20 protein-coding genes are annotated in these 19,050 nt (G+C 62.6%); 15 read left to right on the top strand and 5 right to left on the bottom strand.

From position 1 onward, the window contains the following. Entirely contained in the window at nt 1-1,251 is a 1,251-nt protein-coding gene (locus tag AC1DYO_RS21495; protein ID WP_477266519.1) for a D-amino acid dehydrogenase, read from the bottom strand. A gap of 106 nt (nt 1,252-1,357) precedes the next feature. After that, complete coding sequence (gene galE / locus AC1DYO_RS21490) at nt 1,358-2,353, bottom strand: UDP-glucose 4-epimerase GalE (RefSeq protein WP_477266518.1); 996 nt, start codon at nt 2,351-2,353, stop codon at nt 1,358-1,360. Nucleotides 2,354-2,630: 277 nt separating this feature from the next. Between galE and hemA the strand changes: the two genes are divergently transcribed. From hemA to AC1DYO_RS21470, 4 genes are read left to right on the top strand one after another with little or no spacing between them, the layout of a single operon-like run. Further along, nucleotides 2,631-3,908, top strand: coding sequence for a 5-aminolevulinate synthase (gene hemA / locus AC1DYO_RS21485; RefSeq protein ID WP_477266517.1), 1,278 nt, complete (start codon nt 2,631-2,633; stop codon nt 3,906-3,908). A gap of 41 nt (nt 3,909-3,949) precedes the next feature. After that, nucleotides 3,950-4,441 carry a DUF2267 domain-containing protein gene (locus AC1DYO_RS21480; protein WP_477266516.1) on the top strand — a complete coding sequence of 164 codons (492 nt, stop codon included), beginning with the start codon at nt 3,950-3,952 and terminating at the stop codon, nt 4,439-4,441. A 3-nt stretch (nt 4,442-4,444) separates the two neighbouring features. Next, on the top strand, nt 4,445-5,179 hold the full coding sequence (locus tag AC1DYO_RS21475; protein WP_477266515.1) for a phosphoribosyltransferase: 735 nt from the start codon (nt 4,445-4,447) through the stop codon (nt 5,177-5,179). A gap of 11 nt (nt 5,180-5,190) precedes the next feature. Continuing rightward, nucleotides 5,191-5,637, top strand: coding sequence for a pyridoxamine 5'-phosphate oxidase family protein (locus AC1DYO_RS21470; RefSeq protein ID WP_477266514.1), 447 nt, complete (start codon nt 5,191-5,193; stop codon nt 5,635-5,637). 73 nt (nt 5,638-5,710) lie between these two features. Here AC1DYO_RS21470 and AC1DYO_RS21465 read toward each other — a convergent pair whose 3' ends face one another. After that, a complete protein-coding gene (locus AC1DYO_RS21465) occupies nt 5,711-6,547 on the bottom strand; it encodes a universal stress protein (protein WP_477266513.1) in 837 nt (278 codons plus the stop codon). A gap of 176 nt (nt 6,548-6,723) precedes the next feature. Here AC1DYO_RS21465 and AC1DYO_RS21460 point away from each other — a divergent pair, with 176 nt between their 5' ends. Next, complete coding sequence (locus tag AC1DYO_RS21460; protein WP_477266512.1) at nt 6,724-7,122, top strand: c-type cytochrome; 399 nt, start codon at nt 6,724-6,726, stop codon at nt 7,120-7,122. Between the two features lie 46 nt (nt 7,123-7,168). After that, nucleotides 7,169-8,722 carry a bifunctional aminoglycoside phosphotransferase/ATP-binding protein gene (locus AC1DYO_RS21455; RefSeq protein ID WP_477266511.1) on the top strand — a complete coding sequence of 518 codons (1,554 nt, stop codon included), beginning with the start codon at nt 7,169-7,171 and terminating at the stop codon, nt 8,720-8,722. Between the two features lie 22 nt (nt 8,723-8,744). Here the strand turns inward: AC1DYO_RS21455 and AC1DYO_RS21450 are convergent, their stop codons facing one another. After that, nucleotides 8,745-11,177: a bifunctional acetate--CoA ligase family protein/GNAT family N-acetyltransferase gene (locus AC1DYO_RS21450; RefSeq protein WP_477266510.1), complete on the bottom strand. Its 2,433-nt coding sequence runs from the start codon at nt 11,175-11,177 to the stop codon at nt 8,745-8,747. Nucleotides 11,178-11,331: 154 nt separating this feature from the next. Here AC1DYO_RS21450 and AC1DYO_RS21445 point away from each other — a divergent pair, with 154 nt between their 5' ends. The 6 genes from AC1DYO_RS21445 to AC1DYO_RS21420 all read left to right on the top strand — a co-directional run bounded on the left by AC1DYO_RS21445 (nt 11,332) and on the right by AC1DYO_RS21420 (nt 16,450). Further along, nucleotides 11,332-11,718, top strand: coding sequence for a DUF302 domain-containing protein (locus AC1DYO_RS21445; protein ID WP_477266509.1), 387 nt, complete (start codon nt 11,332-11,334; stop codon nt 11,716-11,718). Nucleotides 11,719-11,754: 36 nt separating this feature from the next. Next, entirely contained in the window at nt 11,755-13,608 is a 1,854-nt protein-coding gene (locus tag AC1DYO_RS21440) for a heavy metal translocating P-type ATPase (RefSeq protein WP_477266508.1), read from the top strand. A gap of 22 nt (nt 13,609-13,630) precedes the next feature. Further along, nucleotides 13,631-14,086, top strand: coding sequence for a thioredoxin TrxC (gene trxC / locus AC1DYO_RS21435; RefSeq protein WP_477266507.1), 456 nt, complete (start codon nt 13,631-13,633; stop codon nt 14,084-14,086). A 12-nt stretch (nt 14,087-14,098) separates the two neighbouring features. Continuing rightward, nucleotides 14,099-15,355: an MgtC/SapB family protein gene (locus AC1DYO_RS21430; protein ID WP_477266506.1), complete on the top strand. Its 1,257-nt coding sequence runs from the start codon at nt 14,099-14,101 to the stop codon at nt 15,353-15,355. An 85-nt stretch (nt 15,356-15,440) separates the two neighbouring features. Then, nucleotides 15,441-15,827 (top strand): hypothetical protein, encoded by a 387-nt coding sequence (locus AC1DYO_RS21425; protein ID WP_477266505.1) that lies wholly within the window; start codon nt 15,441-15,443, stop codon nt 15,825-15,827. Between the two features lie 32 nt (nt 15,828-15,859). Beyond that, nucleotides 15,860-16,450 carry an NAD(P)H-dependent oxidoreductase gene (locus tag AC1DYO_RS21420; protein ID WP_477266504.1) on the top strand — a complete coding sequence of 197 codons (591 nt, stop codon included), beginning with the start codon at nt 15,860-15,862 and terminating at the stop codon, nt 16,448-16,450. A 115-nt stretch (nt 16,451-16,565) separates the two neighbouring features. On the opposite strand, the gene AC1DYO_RS21415 is transcribed toward AC1DYO_RS21420, so the two are convergent. Then, entirely contained in the window at nt 16,566-17,063 is a 498-nt protein-coding gene (locus tag AC1DYO_RS21415; RefSeq protein ID WP_477266503.1) for a sulfocyanin-like copper-binding protein, read from the bottom strand. Between the two features lie 256 nt (nt 17,064-17,319). Here AC1DYO_RS21415 and AC1DYO_RS21410 point away from each other — a divergent pair, with 256 nt between their 5' ends. The 3 genes from AC1DYO_RS21410 (at nt 17,320) to AC1DYO_RS21400 (ending at nt 18,914) form a co-directional block, all read left to right on the top strand. After that, nucleotides 17,320-17,598 (top strand): PepSY domain-containing protein, encoded by a 279-nt coding sequence (locus tag AC1DYO_RS21410; protein WP_128369378.1) that lies wholly within the window; start codon nt 17,320-17,322, stop codon nt 17,596-17,598. Between the two features lie 43 nt (nt 17,599-17,641). Beyond that, entirely contained in the window at nt 17,642-18,172 is a 531-nt protein-coding gene (locus AC1DYO_RS21405; protein WP_477266617.1) for a cytochrome b/b6 domain-containing protein, read from the top strand. Nucleotides 18,173-18,440: 268 nt separating this feature from the next. Beyond that, on the top strand, nt 18,441-18,914 hold the full coding sequence (locus tag AC1DYO_RS21400) for an amino acid permease (protein WP_477266502.1): 474 nt from the start codon (nt 18,441-18,443) through the stop codon (nt 18,912-18,914). Nucleotides 18,915-19,050: the final 136 nt, after the last annotated feature.

The raw sequence follows: 19,050 nt of genomic DNA, 5'->3' as shown, positions 1-19,050 counted from the left end.
CTAGCCTCCGTAGACCAGACCTTGCGGGTCGATCTCGGGCTTGCGGCCGCCGACGAGGTCGGCCAGGAATTTCCCCGAGCCGCAGGCCATGGTCCAGCCGACATGGCCGTGACCGGTGTCGAGATAGAGGTTTTTGTAACGCGCTTGGCCGATGACCGGCACGGAGTTCGGCATCATCGGTCTGAGGCCCGCCCAGAGTTCGGCCTTCTTCTCGTCGAAGGCGCCGGGAAACAGATCGTTTCCGGTCCGGAACATGGTGGCAAAATCGCTCGGCTTGTGGGTGCGGTCGAAGCCGGTGAATTCGGCGGTAGAGGCGAGCCGCAAGCGGTTGCCCAGCCTGGAATAGGCGATCAGCTGGTCCTCGTCGGCCCCGCCCATGGTCGGACCCTTGCTCTCGTCCTCCAGCGGAATGGTCGCGGTATAACCTTTCACCGGATAGACCGGCAAGTCGATACCGTAGCGGCGGCCAAGCAGGCCGCTTTCCGGCCCCATCGAGATGACTACAGCATCGCCGGCAATGGCACCGGCCGAGGTCATCACCGCGCGCACGCGGTCGCCTTCGATATCGAGGCCCTCGACCGTCGTGCCGTAGAGGAATTTTACGCCGAGCTTCTCGGCGGCATAGGCGGCGAGCCTTTCGACGAATTGCCGGGAATCGCCGGTCTGGTCGATCGGCGAATAGACGCCGCCGGCGATCTTTTCCTTCACCCCGGCCAAACCGGGTTCCAGCTCGATCAACCGGTCGCGGCCGACGATCTCGATCGGCAGGCCATGCTCTGCGAGATAACGGTAATTGTCGGTGCCGGTGTCGAGACTGTGCTGCGAGCGGAAGAAATAGATAATGCCCTTCTTGCGCTCGTCATAGTGGATGCCGGTGTCGGCCGAGATGGCATTGATGCAGTCGCGCGAATAGAGCGCGAGGCGCAATTTGACCCGGCTGTTGGCGCGCAGCCGCGTCACCGTGCATTGGCGCAGAAAACGCAGGCTCCAGGCGAGGAAATAGGGATCGAAGCGCAGCCTGACCTTGATGCCGAGATCATGATTCCAGAGCGCGCGCAGGAATGTCTTCAGCGCCGCCGGAGAGGCCCAGGCGGTGGCGTCGCCCGGCGATACCAGGCCGGCATTCGACTGGCTGGTGCCGCGCGCCGGCGCCGGATGGCGCTCGACCACGGTGACCTCGTGGCCATCGGCGGCCAGATAGTAGGCGGCGGCCGTCCCGACAACGCCGGCCCCGAGCACCGTTATCTTCATGCCACCCCCCAAAGCTATACGCGGCGCAGCGCCTCCACGCTGCATCAGCGAATGCCTTCAATAGCGCTTCGCCGTGCGCCTTGCGAGCCCTCGGCAGGGCTTGGACTCAGCCCCGCGCGGAGTTCTTGCTTGTCAGGATGCGCTCCCAGGCGAGCGCGTCGGCGACGATCTGGTCGAGATCGTCGCGCTGCGGGGTCCAGCCGAGTTCGGCGCGCGCAAGGTCAGAATTGGCGACGATGGCGGCGGCGTCGCCGGGGCGCCGGTCACCCATCTTGACCTCGAAATCGCGGCCGAAGGCGCGGCGCACGCTGTCGATGACCTCGAGCACCGAATAGCCATGGCTGTAGCCACAATTGGCGACGAGGCTGTTGCCGCCGGCGCGCAGCCGTTGCAGCGCCAGGCGATGCGCCGCGGCCAGATCGCTGACATGGATGTAATCGCGCATGCAGGTGCCGTCCGGCGTCGGATAGTCGGTGCCGAACACCTGCATGAAGGGGCGCTTGCCGAGCGCGGTCTCACAGGCGACCTTGATCAGATGCGTGGCGCCCGGCGTCGACTGGCCGGTGCGGCCCTTGGGATCGGCGCCGGCGACGTTGAAATAGCGCAACGCCGTGTAGCGCAAGGGATGGGCCAGCGCCGCATCGCGCAGCATCCATTCGCTCATCAGCTTGGACAGGCCGTAGGGCGATTCCGGCGCCAAGCGGGCATCCTCGCGCACCGGCTCAAGGCCGGCGCCGCCATAGACGGCGGCGGTGGAGGAGAAGATGAAATTGGGCACGCCCTCTCTTACCGCGGTTTCGATCAGCGTGCGGGTCTTCGAGGTGTTGTTCTCATAATAGGCGAGCGGATCGGTAACCGATTCCGGCACCACGATCGAACCGGCGAAATGGATGATCGCGTCGACCTTGTTCTCCCGGATGATCTGGCCAACCAGTTCCCGGTCGGCGACATCGCCGACGACCAGCTTGGCTTCGGGCGCCACCGCCCATTCGAAGCCGGTGGAAAGCCGGTCGAGCACGACAACGCTCTCACCGGCATCCAGCAGTTCCCAGACCATGTGGCTGCCGATATAGCCGGCGCCGCCTGTCACCAAAACCGTCATTCCGTATCCTCGCTATTCAAGATTTATCGGAAACTGTCTCAAATGCCGCCTTACTGGAAAGACCGCCGCAGGGCTATACAAGACCGGTATGTTAAGTCCGTAACAGTCTCGGCGGCCCAAGGCATCGTAGTGAAACAAAGTTGATGCACATCAACGGAATAGGGCACGATCCCGGATCGTTAGGAACAGTGGCGGGGCGTGGCATTTTGACCAAACAGGCCCGGTGGACGACGAATGGGCCAATGATTATGATCCCGCGCAAAACTGGGAAGGCGACATGAACTATCAGCGGTTCTTCGAGGAAGCGATCGACCAGCTCCATGCCGAGCGGCGCTACCGTGTCTTCGCCGATCTCGAGCGCATTGTCGGCAAGTTTCCGCGCGCCATCTGGCGTTCCAACGGCCGCGCCGAGGAAATCACCGTTTGGTGCTCCAACGACTATCTCGGCATGGGCCAGAACCCTGATGTCATCGCCGCGTTCCAGAACGCGGCCGGCAAGATGGGCTCGGGCGCCGGCGGCACCCGTAACATTTCCGGCACCAGCAACCCGCTGGTCGAGCTCGAAGTGGAACTGGCCGACCTGCACGACAAGGAAGCGGCTCTGGTCTTCACCTCCGGCTTCGTCTCCAACGAAGCCTCGATCTCGACCATTGCGCGSYTKTTGCCCAACTGCCTGATCATCTCGGACGAGCTGAACCACGCYTCGATGATCGAGGGCGTGCGGCGCTCGGGCGCCGAAAAGAAGATTTTCCGCCACAATGACGTCGCGCATCTCGAAAGCCTGCTRCAGGCRGCGGGYCGCGARCGCGCCAAGCTGATCGTSTTCGAGAGCGTCTATTCGATGGACGGCGACATTGCSCCRATCAAGCAGATCGTCGAACTGGCCGAACGCTACAATGCCATGACCTATGTMGACGAGGTCCACGCCGTCGGCATGTACGGRCCGCGCGGCGGCGGCATCACCGAGCGCGAGGGGCTGGCCGACCGCATCGACATCATCGARGGCACGCTSGCCAAGGCATTCGGCACGCTGGGCGGCTATATCGCCGGCAACAGCGCCGTCATCGACGCCGTGCGCTCCTATGCGCCAGGCTTCATCTTCACCACGGCGCTGCCGCCGGCGATCGCCGCTGCCGCCACCACCTCGATCCGCCACCTAAAGCGCTCGCAGGCCGAACGCGATGCGCAGCAGCGCCAGGCGTCGCGGACCAAAGAGATTCTCAGCGCCGCCGGCCTGCCGGTGATGGAGTCGCCGACGCATATCGTGCCGGTGCTGGTCGGTGACCCCGAACTCTGCAAGATGGCCAGCGACCGTCTGCTCGGCGTGCACGGCATCTATATACAGCCGATCAACTACCCGACCGTGCCGCGCGGCACCGAGCGGCTGCGCATCACGCCGACGCCGTTCCATACCGATGCGTTGATTGCGGGACTGCAGGACGCGCTGGCCGAGACGTGGGATGCGCTCGGCATCCGCTACGGTTCGGCAGGCCGGCCCTCGGTGGCCAAGAGCGACCGCATCATTCCCCTGCTGGTGCAGAAATCCGGCGGCTAAAAGCCGCCGACCGCTCAAACCGAGCAATTTGATCCGGCTCAATGCTCGAAGCTTTCGACGCCTTAAGAATGGACCTCAAATCTTCGAGGAGCATCGCCATGGGTCATAGTCCACACACGTCCTTTGCTGACTTCACGCACGCTGCCCAACAGGCGCAGCAGTGGGTCAACGAGCTTGCCAAGGATCTTTGCTGGAGCGAGCCGAGCGCGTGCCGCCTCCTGAGATCTGTCCTGCACACGGTGCGGGATTGGCTGTCGCAAGCGGAAATGGCCGATCTCTCGGCCCAACTCCCAGTTTTGATTCGCGGCATCTACTTCGAAGGCTGGACTCCATCTACGCCTGCGCATGAGCGCACGAAGCGCGACTTTATTCTCAGCGTCAGAAACAGTTTCGGCTACGATGAGGAGATCGATTTCGATGTCGCGATCAGCGCCGTGTTCAAGCTTCTCGACCGTCACATTTCGCATGGCGAGATCGTGCAGGTCCGAAGCTCGATGAAGAAGTCGCTTAGAAAATTGTGGCCGGTGGATTGACCCATGTTCCGAGACCGGGAAGACGCTGGCGCGAAGCTTGGCCTGGAGCTGAGCAACCTTAAACTGCATCAGCCTGTTGTGCTGGCATTGCCGCGTGGCGGCGTGCCTGTCGCAGTGGAGGTGGCCAGAGCTCTCAACGCTCCTCTTGACCTGCTGATCGTCCGCAAGGTCGGCGCCCCAGGCAATCCTGAGCTGGCTGTTGCAGCAATCGTCGATGGCGACCCCGGGGAGGTCGTGTTGAACCGGGAGATCGTCGAGGCCTATGCGCTCGATGAAGGCGAGCTACGCGTCTTGATTGCAAATGAGCGTCCAGAACTCGAACGCCGGCGCGCTGCCTATCGAGGGAAGACCAAACCGATCTCGATCGCGGGAAAGACCGCGATCATCGTGGATGACGGGGCCGCGACCGGTACGACCCTGAAAATCGCGATCCGCGCCATAAAGCGCCGTTCGCCGAGGGAAATCATCGTGGCAGTTCCTGTTTCGCCGCAAGAGACGGTCGCAGAACTGGCATGCGAAGCAGATCGTGTGGTTTGCCTAAGTCAACCAGGACAGTTCCGTGCCCTGAGCTACCATTACATGCGGTTTCCGCAACTCTCGGACAGCGATGTCGTCGCTGCGATGGACGAGGCTGGTCGGTCGCAAACGGCCGGGCAACACCGAAGTGGACAACACGTAGCGGGCCCCGATTCAAAAACCGCCACGAAATCAACGCCACGGAATAACCGAGAGAAATAGGAGATCACGTCATGCTGGTCCGAACCCTTTCTGCCTTGGAATGCACGAAAATCCTGACGGCCAATCGCGTGGGCCGCCTGGCATGCGCAAAAGACGGACAGCCCTACGTCGTGCCCTTCTACTACGCCCATTCGGATGCTCATCTTTACGCGTTTTCCATGCCGGGCAAAAAGATCGAATGGATGCGGGCCAATCCGCTGGTGTCCGTCCAGGTTGACGAGCATGGCCAGGGGCGAGGATGGAGAAGCGTCGTTGCCGACGGCCGGTACGAAGAGTTGCCGGATCGAATTGGCCACAAGCTCGAACGCGATCATGCCTGGTCGGTGTTGAGCAAGCATGCCGACTGGTGGGAACCTGGCGCACTCAAGCCCGTCATTCCTCCCACAGCCGACAGTGCTCCGCACGTTTTCTTCCGGATTCTCGTTGAACAGGTGTCCGGACGAGAAGCGAGCGAGTAGTCGCCTCGTTAGGTCTTGCGAGAATTGAAGAGGGCCGGCGCAATCTGCACCGGCCCCTTTTTCTGTTGAATTGCTATCGCGCCATCAAGACCGGCAGCGATTGACCCTCAAGCATTGACTTGGTGACCCCACCAAAAATCCGCTCGCGCAGCCGGGAATGACCATAGGCGCCCATGACCAGGAGCTCGGCAGCCATATCGCCGGCACGCTGGCGAAGCACTTCGGCGACCGAATGGTTCGCGCTCGGCAGGCGCTCGACCGTAACTTTCACGCCGTGCCGGGCAAGATAGGCGGCGGCATCGGCTCCGGGTTCCGCGCCGTGATGGAACTCGTCCTCGATCGGGTCGACCATAACGAGGTGCACCTCTACCGCGCCCTTCAGCATATCGAGCGACTCGCGGACGGCGCGCGATGACTCAAGGCGCGCGTCCCACGCGACCAGGATGCGTTTCGGCTTCAGCGTCGGGCGCGAGCCTTCGGGAACAAGCAGAATGGGCTTTCCCGATGAGAACAGCGTGCCCTCGATCACTTTATCCTTCAGCGCATGGCTTGCCAGCAGATCCGGTCCCAGAATGGTCAGATCGGCGTAGCGGGCACGCCTGCCGATGACATCGTCAGCCCATCCCGTGTCGGGATAGTCGTCGCTCAGATCAGCCGATACCGGGGTCTGTGAAAGAAAGGCGCCGACTGCCGATATTCGTTTCTCGAGCCTTTTCAGCTCGGCCTGACGCTCCTCGAGCCAGGCCGGTGAGACGATAGCAGCATACTCACCACCCGAGGGCGGTGCGGCAAGCTCAAGGACGAGCACCGAAAGGTGGGCATCGATCTGTTCGCACAGAGAGGCGGCGAGCTTGAGATCGCCATCCCCCTGGTTCGGTCCGGTAACCGTAAGCAATGTCTTGAAGGACACGGCGGCAACTCCTCATTTCGCGTGAAGGTTCAATCGTTGCTGAGGCATAGCCGACAGGAGCCGGTGCGTTCATTGCGCTGGATCAAACGTCTTGGCTGTGGCGGCTATTTGATCCGCATCAACGTGCTGGCCTGCCAAGGCTGTAGGCTTCAGCCAATTAATCAGGGAAAACGCAGATGAGATTCCTGGTCGCGGCGGCTCTCGCTGGCATGACCTTCCATACGGCCAGTGCGCAGGACCTCGGCGACGGCAAGTCCGAATACATGAACTCGTGCGCCGTCTGCCATGGCCCGGACGGCAAGGGCGATGGACCGTTGGGCGACGAACTGTTGAAGCGTCCGAGCGACCTGACGCGCATCTCAAGGCGCAATGGCGGCGAATTCCCTTACTGGCGCGTCTATGCCGTGATCGACGGCCGCGCCATGGTGCCGGCGCATGGCGAGCGCGACATGCCAGTATGGGGCAGCCAGTTCCTGCCTGCCGACGTGAAGAGATACGGCCCGAACGCCGGCGAAATCGTCACGGAGGAACGGATCCATGAACTGGCCGGTTATATCCAGACGCTGCAGCAATAGCACCCGAAGGCGGAAGGCATCAGTGGTAGACACGAACGAGGCGGACATGATCATTGAAGACCAGCATGCCACTGCCGCGTTTCTGCTCGATCCCGCTTCATATGGCGCGACCGGGGCGGTCGAGGCGATCGAGACCCATATCTCGCGTATTTTTCTGACTGGCGAACGCGCCTACAAGATGAAGCGGGCGGTCAAGCTGCCCTATGTCGATTTCTCGGCGCCTGCCCTTAGGCTCGCCGCCTGCGAGAAAGAGGTGGAACTCAACTCGAAGACCGCGCCCGGCCTTTATCTGGGGGTGCGGCGCATCACGCGGGAAGCCGACGGCAAGTTGGTTTTTGACGGCACGGGGCAAATGGTCGACGCCGCGATCGAGATGGTCTGCTTCGACCAGTCGAAGCTGCTCGATCGCATGGCAACCGCGGGAGAATTGACGCCGGCGCTGATGACCAAGGTCGCGCGCATGATCGTGGGCTACCACCGTGCCGCGCCGACAATCCACAATGGCAGCGGCTCATCCAATCTGGCTGGCGTGCTCGACATCAACGAAGCCGGTTTTGCCACCAGCCATGTTTTCACACAGGCGCAGATCGAGCCCTTTGCCAAGGCCTTCCGCACAACCCTCGCCCGGAATTCCGGATTGCTTGACCGCCGGGAAGCCGCGGGCAAGGTCCGCCAGTGCCACGGCGATCTGCATCTGCGCAACATCTGCCTTTTCGACGGCGAGCCCCGCCTCTTCGATTGCATCGAATTCAACGACCAGATCGCCAGCATCGACGTTCTGTACGACCTTGCGTTCCTGTTGATGGACCTTTGGCATCGCGGGTTTCCGCAGCTCGCCAATCTTGTGGTGAACCGTTATCTCGACGAGGCCGACGATGAGGATGGGTTCGTCCTGCTGCCCTTCTTCATGGCGGTGCGGGCCGCCGTGCGCGCCCATGTCATCGCAACGCAGGTCGAGGAAGGCAGTGCCAATTCCGAGAAATTGATTGCCGAGGCCAGATCCTATTTCGCCCTTGCCCGGACTTTGCTCCAGGAAACATCGCCGCGGCTGGTCGCCATCGGCGGTCTCAGCGGTTCCGGAAAGACGACCGTTGCGGAGGCGCTCGCCGCCCATGTCGGTGCGCCGCCCGGCGCCCGCATTGTGGAAAGCGACCGCATCCGCAAGGCCATGCACGGTGTGCCTGCCGAAACGCGACTGCCGGACAAGGCTTATCGCCCGCAGGTTTCGGAGCGAGTTTATCGCGAAATGGCATGGCGGGCCGGCCTGATCCTTGCGGAGGGCGGTTCGGTTGTCGCTGATGCCGTGTTTGACAGGCCTGCCGATCGCGACCGTATCGAGAAGGCGGCAAGCGTCAGGGGTGTGGCTTTCGCCGGGTTCTGGTTGGAAGCGGACCCGCTTGTTCTGTGGCAACGGGTCAGTGATCGCAAGGGCGGCCCTTCCGACGCCACCATAGATATCCTTTCGCGGCAATTGCAGCGAAACGCCGCCCAAACGAGTTGGCGCAGGATCAATGCCGATCGGAAGCTTGCCGACTTAGTCACAGAGCTGAGAAGGTTTTCCGACAGCGATGCGTCCGACACCCTGCGCACGGCCTCATGAAAGGTACGGCAGATGATCGCCCTTAGTGCAGTTGGAGCCTAGCCTCGACAAGGCCGGGCTCGTCCGGAAGATGGGCGATCGAGAAGCCGAATTCGCGGCACATGGCCAGCATCGTCGTGTTCTCGCTGAGCACGATGCCTTCTATCCGTCCGATCCCGTCGGCCTTTGCATAGGCGACGATCTGCCTGAGCAATTCCCAGCCCAGACCGTGACCCTGCAGATCCGAACGCACCAGCAGAGCGTACTCGGCGCTAAGGTGATCGGGATCGCAGGAAAGTCGGCTGATGCCCGCCAAAGCGCCGGTGGCTGTCTCCAGAGCGACGAAAGCCATGTTGCGGTCATAGTCGAGCTGGGTGAACCGCTTCAGCATCTGGTCGGAGAAACTCTTTCGCGGCGACAGGAATCGCAAGCGCAGATCGTCTGGTGAAATCCTGGCAAGGAATTCCGGATAGAGCGCGATGTCGGCCGGCTTGATCGGTCGGATGTGATAATGCGTGTCGCCTCCCAAAAACGCCTTGTCCCAACCCGACGGATAAGGCCTGATGGCAAGTGCGGGGTTCGGCCCGGCCTCTTCCACGCGTCCCGGCTCGATCTCGATGCGAGCGTCGAGCGCAATCACGCCCTCGGCGTCGGCCAGCAGCGGATTGATGTCCATCGAAACCAGGCACGGAAAGTCGACGGTCATCTGCGACAGGCCGTTGAGTGCTGCAATGATCGCTTGCCGATTCGCCGGCTTGCGATCGCGGAACCCGGCAAGCAGGCGGCCGATCCGCGTTTGCCCGATCAGGTCGCCGGCAAGAACGTCGTCGAGCGGCGGCAATGCGATCGCTGTATCATCCATTACTTCGACGGCAACGCCACCGGCTCCAAACAGGATGGCCGGTCCGAAGATCGGATCCTGGCTCATGCCGAGGATGAGTTCCTGGGCCTGTTTTCGCACCACCATCGGCTGAACGGCATAGCCTTCAACATCGGCTTGCGGTGCGTGGCTGCGCACGCGCGCCTCGATTGCGCGTGCCGCAGCTCCGGCGGCAGCGGCTTCCCGATCGCTTGTGACGTCCTCGCTGCGGCTCGACGGCGTGCGCATCAAGGCCCGCTGGGCGCGCGACCACTCGCTGAGGTAGGAGACGGCCGTTGCTGCGTCAGCGGGCGTTTCAAAACTGGCAATGCCCGCATCCTGAAGGATTTGCCGCCCGGCGCGCGCCGTGTGCTCACCGAGCCAGCAGGTCAGGAGCGGTTTGCCGGCGATCATCCCTTCCCTTGTGAGTTCCGCCACCGCGCTTGCCGCGGCAAGCGGCGAACCCAGCCCCGTTGGACAATTCATCACCAGGACGACGTCCGTTTCGGGGTCGGCCGCAACGGCTTCGACGGCGGCCTTGTATCGATCTGGCGGGGCGTCACCGATGATGTCGACCGGATTGGCGTGCGACCATGTCGGCGGCAATACGGCGTTCAGGCGTTCGATAGTGGCGGGCGAAAGTGCGGCCAATTCCCCTTGGCAGTCGATAAGCTGATCGATGGCCAATACCCCTGCCCCGCCGCCATTGGTGACGATGCCGACACGGGCCCGGGTGAGCGGAGTGAAGCAGGCGATCGTTTCAGCGGCATCAAACAGCTCGGTCAGGCCTTTGACGCGCAGGATGCCTGCGCGCAGCAATGCCGCATCGACGACATGGTCCGCCCCCGACAGCGCGCCGGTGTGGGTCGCGGCCGCCTTGGCGGATTGCTCGTGCCGGCCCGACTTGATCGCGATCACGGGCTTGACCCGCGCCGCCGCTCGGGCGGCCGAGATGAACTTGCGCGGATTGGGAATTGTTTCGAGATACATCACGATGGCGCGCGTGTGCCTGTCGCCCGCCAGCATATCGATGCAATCTCCCACGTCGACATCCGCCATGTCGCCCAGGGAGACGATCTGCGAGAAGCCGACATTGTTGTCAGCCGCCCAGTCGATCAGCGACGTGGCAATTGCGCCGGATTGCGACAGCAGCGCGATGTTGCCAGGCTTGGCGGCCATATGCGCAAATCCGGCATTGAGTTTCAAAGGTGGGATCATCAGACCGACCGTGTTCGGCCCGATGATGCGGAAAAGAGTGGGCTTGGCGGCGTCGAGCATGGCCTGACGCAGGCCGTTCTCCCGCGTAAGCCCGGCGGTGATGACGACCGCCGCCCGCGTCCCCTTGTCAGCGAGCTCGCGCACGATGCCGGGAATCGTGTCCGGCGGCGTCACGATAACACCGAGGTCGGGACTCTCTGGCAGGTCGGCCGCCTTCGCGTAGCAGCGTCGACCGGCCACCTGCGAATATTTCGGGTTGACCGGCCAGATCTCGCCCGCGAAGCCGCCGCTGACGATGTTGTCGAAGACGACACGGCCGACCGAGCCGTCCCGCACCGACGCGCCGAAGACCGCAACCGACTTCGGGGCGAACGCATGGTCGAGATTTCGGATTGTCACCCCCAATGTCTCCTATTCCTTGCAATCATCGCCAATCGATCTTGCCCGTTCGTTGCGTTTGATCAAAGCGTTCTCCGGTCATCGCGATTAGCTCTTGCGCGAGGTCACTCGCAAAGTGGCGACGAGCTGTTGCGGTCAATGATTGGAGAGTTGGATGAGTTATTATTTCAGCAAGATCGTCGCCATGCCGTTTGCAGCGGCAATCGACCACGTGACCGACAAGCTCGCAAGCAAGGGGTTTGGCGTTCTGACCTCGATTGATGTCCAGCAGACCCTGAAGGCCAAGCTTGGCGCAGAATTCAGGCCCTATGTGATCCTGGGCGCGTGCAATCCGCATTTCGCATGGCGGGCGCTTCAGGCCGAAGACAAGATCGGAACCATGCTGCCCTGCAATGTCATCATCACGGAGGTCGGACCGGGAAAGGTGGAGGTCGCAGCGGTGGATCCGGTCGCTTCGATGGGCGCCACCGGCAATCGCGAGCTTGCGCAGGTCGCGAATGATGTGCGGCGCCTGCTCGAGGAGATGGTCCGCGAACTCTAGCGCCAAGAGTGGCCATCAGGGGTTGAGGGACATCGGATGAACGAGTCTGCTCTGCGACGCGCATTGCTGGTCATCGCCATCCTGGGCCTCGCCATTGGTTTAGGAGCCTGGCGAACCGGGCTCGGCCCCTTTGAAGCCGACACGATCTGGACGGCGGCAACCTTGCCCGTGGTGGCGGCTCTCGCGATTTCCATTCTGCGCGATTTCTGGATAGGCCGCTTCGGCGTCGATGCGATTGCCTTGGTATCGATGTCCGCCGCGCTTCTGCTCGGACAACCCCTGGCGGCCGTGGTGGTGGCGATCATGTATGCCGGCGGTACGGTGCTTGAGGATTTCGCTCGCGGCCGCGCTGAGCGAAACCTCAAGGCATTGACCGACCGATCACCGCGCGTCGCCCACCGAACTTCGACGCTGGGCACAGAGACGATCTCCATCGAAGATGTTGCTGTCGGCGACGAAATTCTGGTCCGGGCCGGCGAGCTGCTTCCCGTCGATGGCACCCTGCTTGATGCCTCGGCCTCTCTCGATGAGTCCGCGGTGAGCGGAGAACCACTGCCGGAGCGCCGCAGCGCGGGCGACATGCTGCGCAGCGGCACCATCAATGCGGGCGAGACCTTCAGCATGCGGGCTTCTGCCCGCGCGGACCAGAGCACTTATGCGGCGATCGTGCGCATGGTTGCAGCGGCGCAGACCGCCAAGTCCCCGTTCATTCGAATGGCCGACCGCTTTGCCCTGTTCCTTCTGCCTGCCACTCTGCTGGTTTCCGGCGCCGCCTGGTATGTTTCCGGTGACCCAATCAGAGCCCTTGCCGTGCTGGTCGTGGCAACGCCCTGCCCGCTCATCCTCGCCGCCCCTGTTGCCTTCATCGGCGGCGTCTCGCGTGCCGCACGTGCCGGCATCCTGATGAAAGGCTCGACGGCGCTGGAGGCTCTTGCACAAGTCCAAACCGCAATCTTTGACAAGACGGGGACCTTGACCATCGGCGGCGCCGAGCTCATCGAAATCGAAACAGCACCCGGCCGTGACGCGGACCAGCTGCTCCAACTGCTGGCATCCCTGGAACAGGCCTCGCATCATGTGCTTGCCGACTCGATCACCCGGGCCGCGCGCGGCAGGCAGCTGGTGCTTTCACATCCGCATGATGTCCGTGAGTATCGCGGCGCGGGCCTGGAAGGCTCGGTCCAAGACATGTTGATCGCGGCTGGCTCACGGGCTCTCGTACTCGCCAACAGACCGCTGCCCGGCTGGGCGATAAGTGGTGAAGATAGATTTCAGGACGAGCCGGTGCTCAGGGTCTTTGTGGCACTGGGCCGAGAGCTGGCCGGTGTTCTCACGTTCGGGGACGCCCTGCGTGTTGATGCGCATGACGCACTCGGCAAGCTGCGCTCAGGCGGCATCACTCGCATGATTATGCTCACAGGCGACGACGGCGTAGCGGCCAAGCGCATCTCCGCCCGGCTCGACCTCGACGCCATTGTCGCCGATGCGACCCCTGCCGAAAAAGTCGCAACGGTCCAATCCGAGAAAGTCTTGGCACCGACGATGATGGTCGGCGACGGCATCAACGACGCCCCTGCCCTGGCCGCTGCAACCGTAGGTGTCGCCATGGGCGCACGGGGTGCGACAGCCTCCTCCGAGGCGGCGGATGTCATCGTGCTGACCGACAGGCTGCAGCCGGTCGCCGAAGCAGTTCGGATTGCACGGCGAACGCGAGCGATCGCACTGCAAAGCATTGTCGCCGGGCTGGCGCTGTCGGGAATGGCAATGATCGCGGCGGCCATGGGGCAGATCACCCCGGTTGCCGGCGCACTGCTTCAGGAAGGAATTGACGTGGCGGTGATCCTGAACGCGTTGCGCACCCTTGGCGATGGACATCTGTGGCGCGCATAGTGATCGAGAGCAATAATGGTGAATGACCGTGGCACAGCAGAGTCTTGTGGTTTGCAGCAAATGTGGTGGGGTCAACCGCCTTCCGCCGTTCCGCGACTCCGTGCAGGCAAAATGCGGAAAGTGCGGGACCAGGTTGTTTTCGGGACACCCGGAAGACGTCGACGCTGCGCGTTTCGATCATCAGATCGCGCGCAGCAGCCTCCCGGTCGTCGTCGACATCTGGGCACCCTGGTGCGGCCCCTGCAAGATGATGGCGCCGGCCTATGAAGCTGCAGCAAATGAACTGGAGCCGCATGTTCGCTTGATCAAGCTCAATTCCGACACTGAGCAGGCCGTGGCGGCCAGGCTCGGCATTCGCGGCATCCCGACCATGATCCTCTTTCATGGCGGGCGCGAAATTTCGCGCACATCCGGCGCAATGACGGCGGGCCAGATCGTCAGGTGGGTTCGTGACCGCCTGCCGACTGTCGCCGCCTAAGGTCCGGCGCCAGTGGATCCGCTGATCGCCCGCCTCGGACTGGCCCTGGCAATAGGTCTGCTGGTCGGCTTGGAGCGTGGCTGGCAGGAGCGGGATGCGCCCGATCGCAGCCGCACGGCCGGCATTCGGACATTCGGCATATCCGGCCTCCTTGGCGGCGTGCTCGCCGCACTCGCCAACGCGCTCGGCGCGATGTCCGTGCTGGTTGGCGGATTCATCGCCTTTGCGGGAGTCTTCGCGTGGTACAAGGCACGCGAGGCTGCCCATGACGAGGATTTCAGCGTCACGAGCGTGATCGCAGGCCTTTGCGTTTTCGCCCTTGGCGCGCTTTCCGTCGCCGGCAACTATCAAGCCGCTGCTGCCGGCGGGGCGGCGCTCGCGGCTGTCCTGGCCAGTCGCGAGATCCTGCACGGCCTCCTGAAGCGACTGACATGGGTCGAGCTCCGTTCGGCGCTGATCCTGGCGGTGATGACGGCAATCGTCTTGCCCCTCCTGCCAAACCGGACAATGGACCCGTGGGGCGGTTTCAATCCATGGGAGGTCTGGTTCCTGACGGTGCTGATGGCCTCGATTTCCTTCGCCGGCTATGTGGCTGTTCGCATCCTTGGAAATACCCGAGGTCTGCTGGTCAGTTCGCTCGCCGGTGCGCTCGTCTCTTCCACCGCCGTAACTTTGGCGCTTGCCCGCAACGCCACCACCTCTGCGGACAACCGGCTGGCGCTCGCCGGGGCGGCATCCTTGGCTGCAATGGTTTCGGTGCTGCGCGTCAACACCGTGGTTCTGATCATCGAGCCAAGCGTGTTTACCTCGGTCGCCATTCCTTCGATTGCCGCGGTGCTCGCTTTCGGCGTTTGCGGCGCGTTGCTGCTGACCCGCGACAGTGGGAACGGCGAAGGAAGCTCTATTGCGCGCAATCCCTTCGACCTGGGCCCGTTGCTGCTCTTCGCCTTGCTGTTTGCGGTTGTTGCGACTGCGAGTGCCGGCCTGGCCGCTCAATTCGGCGGGCGCGGTCTGCTGGCGAGTTCGGCGCTGGCTGGCGCATTCGATGTCGATGTCTCAGTGCTTGGCGCGCTGCGCCTAGTCAAGCATTCCGTGTCCGTCGAGACCGTGGGCCAGGCCGTGCTGACGGCGCTGGCAGCAAACGCGATCGGTCGCCTGTCGCTCGCAGTATTTGCCGGTCCGGTCAGGTTCTGGTTGCCACTCGCATTCGCAACTCTGATCGCCGCAGCCATGGGCATCTGCGCCCTACTGTTGCTCGGTCCTGGATAGAAGTGTTGTTCTCGAGCCTTCTTTGATACGGATCAAGGGCCAGGTCCCGCCACCGCTCTATGAAACTCCGTAAAAGGAGTTCGCCATGACCAGTTTGAAGGACCTCACCCCGAAATTCCGCAATGTCCGGCTGCTGCTCGCGCGTGAAAAAGGCCACCCGGAAGGCGACCGTGAAGAAGGCTATGACGTGCTGGCTCCATTGACCGGCGAAGGCCGGATCGATGCCGACGAATGGAAGTCGCACAGGGCCTCTTGCCGTGTTCGTCGCTTTCGCACCGGCGAGGAGGATCTGATCGGCCGGCTGAGACGTAAGCCCGGCGGACAATGGTATTTCGACTATGCCGACGGTGATCGCGACGACGAGATCGGCTTCCATCTCGGCGACGAACGGTTTGTGACCGGTGAGTACGTGTCGATCGCGCGCAACGGCGCCATGCACACCTACCAGGTGGCAAGGGTCGAGCGGCCCTGACGCGGCAGCGCCCCGCTCGCTGGGAATAGACCATGTCACGACGTATCCTCATTGTGGTCGGCCATCCCGACCCGTCTCCGGACCGGCTCTGCCGCGGTCTTGCCAACGCCTATGGCGAGGGCGCGGAAAAGGCGGGGCACGCCGTCCGACGGGTCGATCTGGCAGCACTTGATTTTCCGATGCTGCGGACGACGCACGAGTTCGAACACGGTGCCGTTCCCGACGAGCTGAAGGATGCCGCCGAGGCGATCGTGTGGGCGGAGCACATCGTCTTCGTCTTTCCGCTGTGGCTCGGAACCATGCCGGCTCTGCTCAAGGCATTCCTGGAACAAGTGATGCGGCCAGGGACGGCCTTCGCCTACCCGGACAAGGGCGGCGGCTTCACCAAGACGCTGCTTCGCGGCCACTCCGCGCGGGTCGTGGTGACGATGGGCATGCCTTCCCTTGTCTACCGGCTATGGTTCCTCGGACACGGCATCGCCGGCATGAAGCGAAGCATCCTGCATTTTGTCGGCATCAGTCCGGTGCGCGAGACCTTGTTTGGCATGGTCGCAGGCGCCAGCGATGTGACCCGCACGAAGTGGATCAGCCAGATGCGCAAGCTCGGCGAACGAGCGCTATAGCGCAGCGATCCGAGTTAGCAGACGCTTCATGCGATGCGCCGCCAACAAGACTAGCTACCCCTGCAAGCATCGAAACGGCGACAGTCGAAGGTTTCCGGCCAGGGCGCTCCCTGGTTCATGGATCGACGGTGAATTCAGCCCACATGCCCGCCCCATAGTGACCTGGCACGTTGCAGATAAGCAGATATTCTCCAGCCTTCAGCTCGACGGTCAGGGAGCCTGATTTGCCGGAATCGAGTTCCGACACCTCGCCCTTGTCGCCGGCCTTGTCTTCGTCGACCCGGTTCTCGGCCTCAAGGTAAGGAAGCGGCTTGCCGGGTTCCGCAAGGTACATCACGATCATTTCGTGGACAGTGTCCTTGGAGTCATTTTTCACATTGAATGTGACCTCCCCGGCCTTGACTGCACCGGGCGAAGCCTTGATGCCCATGGTCGCCTTGGCGAGATCGAGTCCGGGCGCCGCATAGGCGAGCCCCATCGGCATCTCCATATTCGCGCCCTTGTCCCACAGAGAAATCTGGACAAGCGAAGCAGCCTGGACGACGCCGGCACTGCCAGCCATGAGCATTGCGGCAGCAAGCCCGAGTGCTGCTCTCCTCGATATGGTCTTCATGGCGATCTCCTTCAGAACGGCAGCAGAAGCGCTCTACGTCCCGACCGTCATCCTGCTCGCGAGGTCATCCACCGTCCTTGCGCCAAATCAAACTGATCGGCGCAAGCCCATCAACGGGGCCGATGATCTGTCAGCCAGTTGTCAGGTTCAATTGGCTATGTCGCACCAATGACGGCGAAATCACTGTCTGGCACGACCGATCGAAATCTCAACCGCAGGCCCAACATTCGCGCCCAACCTCCCAAATGGAGCCATCATGTATCGCACATTCGTTCTCGCCGCTCTCGTCGGCATGGTTGCAGGACCGGCGCTCGCCGCTGGCGGCAGCTGCAGCACCGCCCCGAAATCACAGTTCAAGCCCAAGGCAACGCTGGAGGCGCAGTTGACCGGCGAAGGCCTCACCGTCCGCCAGATCAAGGTCGAGAAGGGTTGCTACGAAGTCTATGCGGTCGACAAGGCCGGCAAGAAGGTGAACCTGGCCTACAATGCCGAGACCCTTGAAAAGCTCGACAATGCCGAAGCCGGTGAAAATTGATCCGAACGTTTCGATAGCCACGGACGCGCAGCCATCTCCAGAGATGGTGCGCGTCTGGGACCGGGTCGTGCGGAGTTTCCACTGGGCGCTGGTGCTCAGCTTCGTCACAGCCTGGCTCACCTCCCATTCCTCGGAGGACATTCACCATTTGGCCGGCTACGTCGCCGCGGCACTGGTCGCTATGCGACTCTTGTGGGGCGTTCTAGGCACGCCCTATGCCCGGTTCTCTCAATTCGTGCGCGATCCGGCGACGGTGCGGCGCTATCTCTCGGCAATACTGAGCGGTCGCGAGGCCCGCTACATCGGCCACAATCCGGCTGGCGGCGCGATGGTGGTCGTGTTGATCGCCGGGATGGCTTCAACTGCATTGACGGGCTGGCTGATGACGACCGACGCCTATTTCGGCGTGTCGTGGGTCGAGACCGCACACAGCCTCGCCGCGCACGGCCTGCTCCTGTTGGTTCTTTTCCATATAGGCGGCGTCGCGCTGGCAAGCTTTCGACATCGTGAAAACCTTGTCCGGGCCATGATTACGGGGCGAAAACGCAAAGCCGAGCCCACGGATATAGCCTGACGATCTGTTCAACGCACCAAGCAATTCGTGCCCTCGACGATCTCCGGGGCGCAAGTCGACCGTCATTCGTTCGGCGGCGGCGAGAGCCAGCCATGCGAGTGGATCGGACACATGTGCAAGCTCGACGAGCGAGCGCTTTTTCCGGGCGCCCAGGAACCCCAAACTTGCCATTTGCCGCTCGCAAACGGATTTGACCCGTATCAAGGCAGCTAGTGCCGATTTCTTGTCTGGGGCCTCCCATCAGAGCCTTCAAATTGGGGAGAGCATCATGACTACGGCTGATTTCAACATCCCTGTTGCGAAAGTCGCGACCGCGGCGCCATCGAAGCTTCGACTGGGTTCCCTGACAGCACTGGTGATCGGTTCCATGGTCGGCTCCGGCGTGTTCAGCCTGCCGCAGAACATGGCGGCAGGTGCCGGTCCCCTCGCAATCCTGATTGGTTGGGCCATCACCGCGGTCGGCATGCTGGCGCTGGTTTTCGTCTATCAATCGCTTGCGACCCGCAAGCCCGAACTCGACGCGGGTCCCTATGCCTATGCCAAGGCAGGCTTCGGTCCGTTCATCGGCTTCAACAGCGCCTGGGGCTACTGGATCAGCGCCTGGGTCGGCAACGTTTCCTACGCGGTGATCGTGTTCAGCGCCCTGTCCTATTTCTTTCCAGCCTTCGGCGATGGAAACACCTGGCAGGCGGTGCTCGGCGCATCGGTCCTGCTGTGGCTGATCCACATCCTAGGAGCCTGACTCTGTAATGGGACCCGCCGAGGCGATCTGGGTCGGCAGGGATTCTGGCGTGGATGACAGAGTGCGTCCGATCGAGCCGCGGTTGTGTCACAATGATCAGGCCGGTGTCATCGATCTTTGTGCTCCTGCCAGCTTG

The organism is Mesorhizobium sp. P2_F5, assembly GCF_056403715.1.
This window is presented reverse-complemented; position numbering and strand designations above follow the sequence as displayed.

Excerpts from the sequence above, each read along its gene's own strand:
- AC1DYO_RS21495 (WP_477266519.1), bottom strand. The coding sequence starts at position 1,251 with ATGAAGATAACGGTGCTCGGGGCCGGCGTTGTCGGGACGGCCGCCGCC.
- trxC (WP_477266507.1), top strand. The coding sequence starts at position 13,631 with ATGACCGTGGCACAGCAGAGTCTTGTGGTTTGCAGCAAATGTGGTGGG.
- AC1DYO_RS21470 (WP_477266514.1), top strand. The coding sequence starts at position 5,191 with ATGCTGGTCCGAACCCTTTCTGCCTTGGAATGCACGAAAATCCTGACG.
- AC1DYO_RS21410 (WP_128369378.1), top strand. The coding sequence starts at position 17,320 with ATGTATCGCACATTCGTTCTCGCCGCTCTCGTCGGCATGGTTGCAGGA.
- AC1DYO_RS21425 (WP_477266505.1), top strand. The coding sequence starts at position 15,441 with ATGACCAGTTTGAAGGACCTCACCCCGAAATTCCGCAATGTCCGGCTG.
- AC1DYO_RS21455 (WP_477266511.1), top strand. The coding sequence starts at position 7,169 with ATGATCATTGAAGACCAGCATGCCACTGCCGCGTTTCTGCTCGATCCC.
- AC1DYO_RS21460 (WP_477266512.1), top strand. The coding sequence starts at position 6,724 with ATGAGATTCCTGGTCGCGGCGGCTCTCGCTGGCATGACCTTCCATACG.
- AC1DYO_RS21400 (WP_477266502.1), top strand. The coding sequence starts at position 18,441 with ATGACTACGGCTGATTTCAACATCCCTGTTGCGAAAGTCGCGACCGCG.
- AC1DYO_RS21440 (WP_477266508.1), top strand. The coding sequence starts at position 11,755 with ATGAACGAGTCTGCTCTGCGACGCGCATTGCTGGTCATCGCCATCCTG.
- AC1DYO_RS21445 (WP_477266509.1), top strand. The coding sequence starts at position 11,332 with ATGAGTTATTATTTCAGCAAGATCGTCGCCATGCCGTTTGCAGCGGCA.
- AC1DYO_RS21405 (WP_477266617.1), top strand. The coding sequence starts at position 17,642 with ATGGTGCGCGTCTGGGACCGGGTCGTGCGGAGTTTCCACTGGGCGCTG.
- galE (WP_477266518.1), bottom strand. The coding sequence starts at position 2,353 with ATGACGGTTTTGGTGACAGGCGGCGCCGGCTATATCGGCAGCCACATG.
- AC1DYO_RS21480 (WP_477266516.1), top strand. The coding sequence starts at position 3,950 with ATGCTCGAAGCTTTCGACGCCTTAAGAATGGACCTCAAATCTTCGAGG.
- AC1DYO_RS21415 (WP_477266503.1), bottom strand. The coding sequence starts at position 17,063 with ATGAAGACCATATCGAGGAGAGCAGCACTCGGGCTTGCTGCCGCAATG.
- AC1DYO_RS21475 (WP_477266515.1), top strand. The coding sequence starts at position 4,445 with ATGTTCCGAGACCGGGAAGACGCTGGCGCGAAGCTTGGCCTGGAGCTG.
- AC1DYO_RS21420 (WP_477266504.1), top strand. The coding sequence starts at position 15,860 with ATGTCACGACGTATCCTCATTGTGGTCGGCCATCCCGACCCGTCTCCG.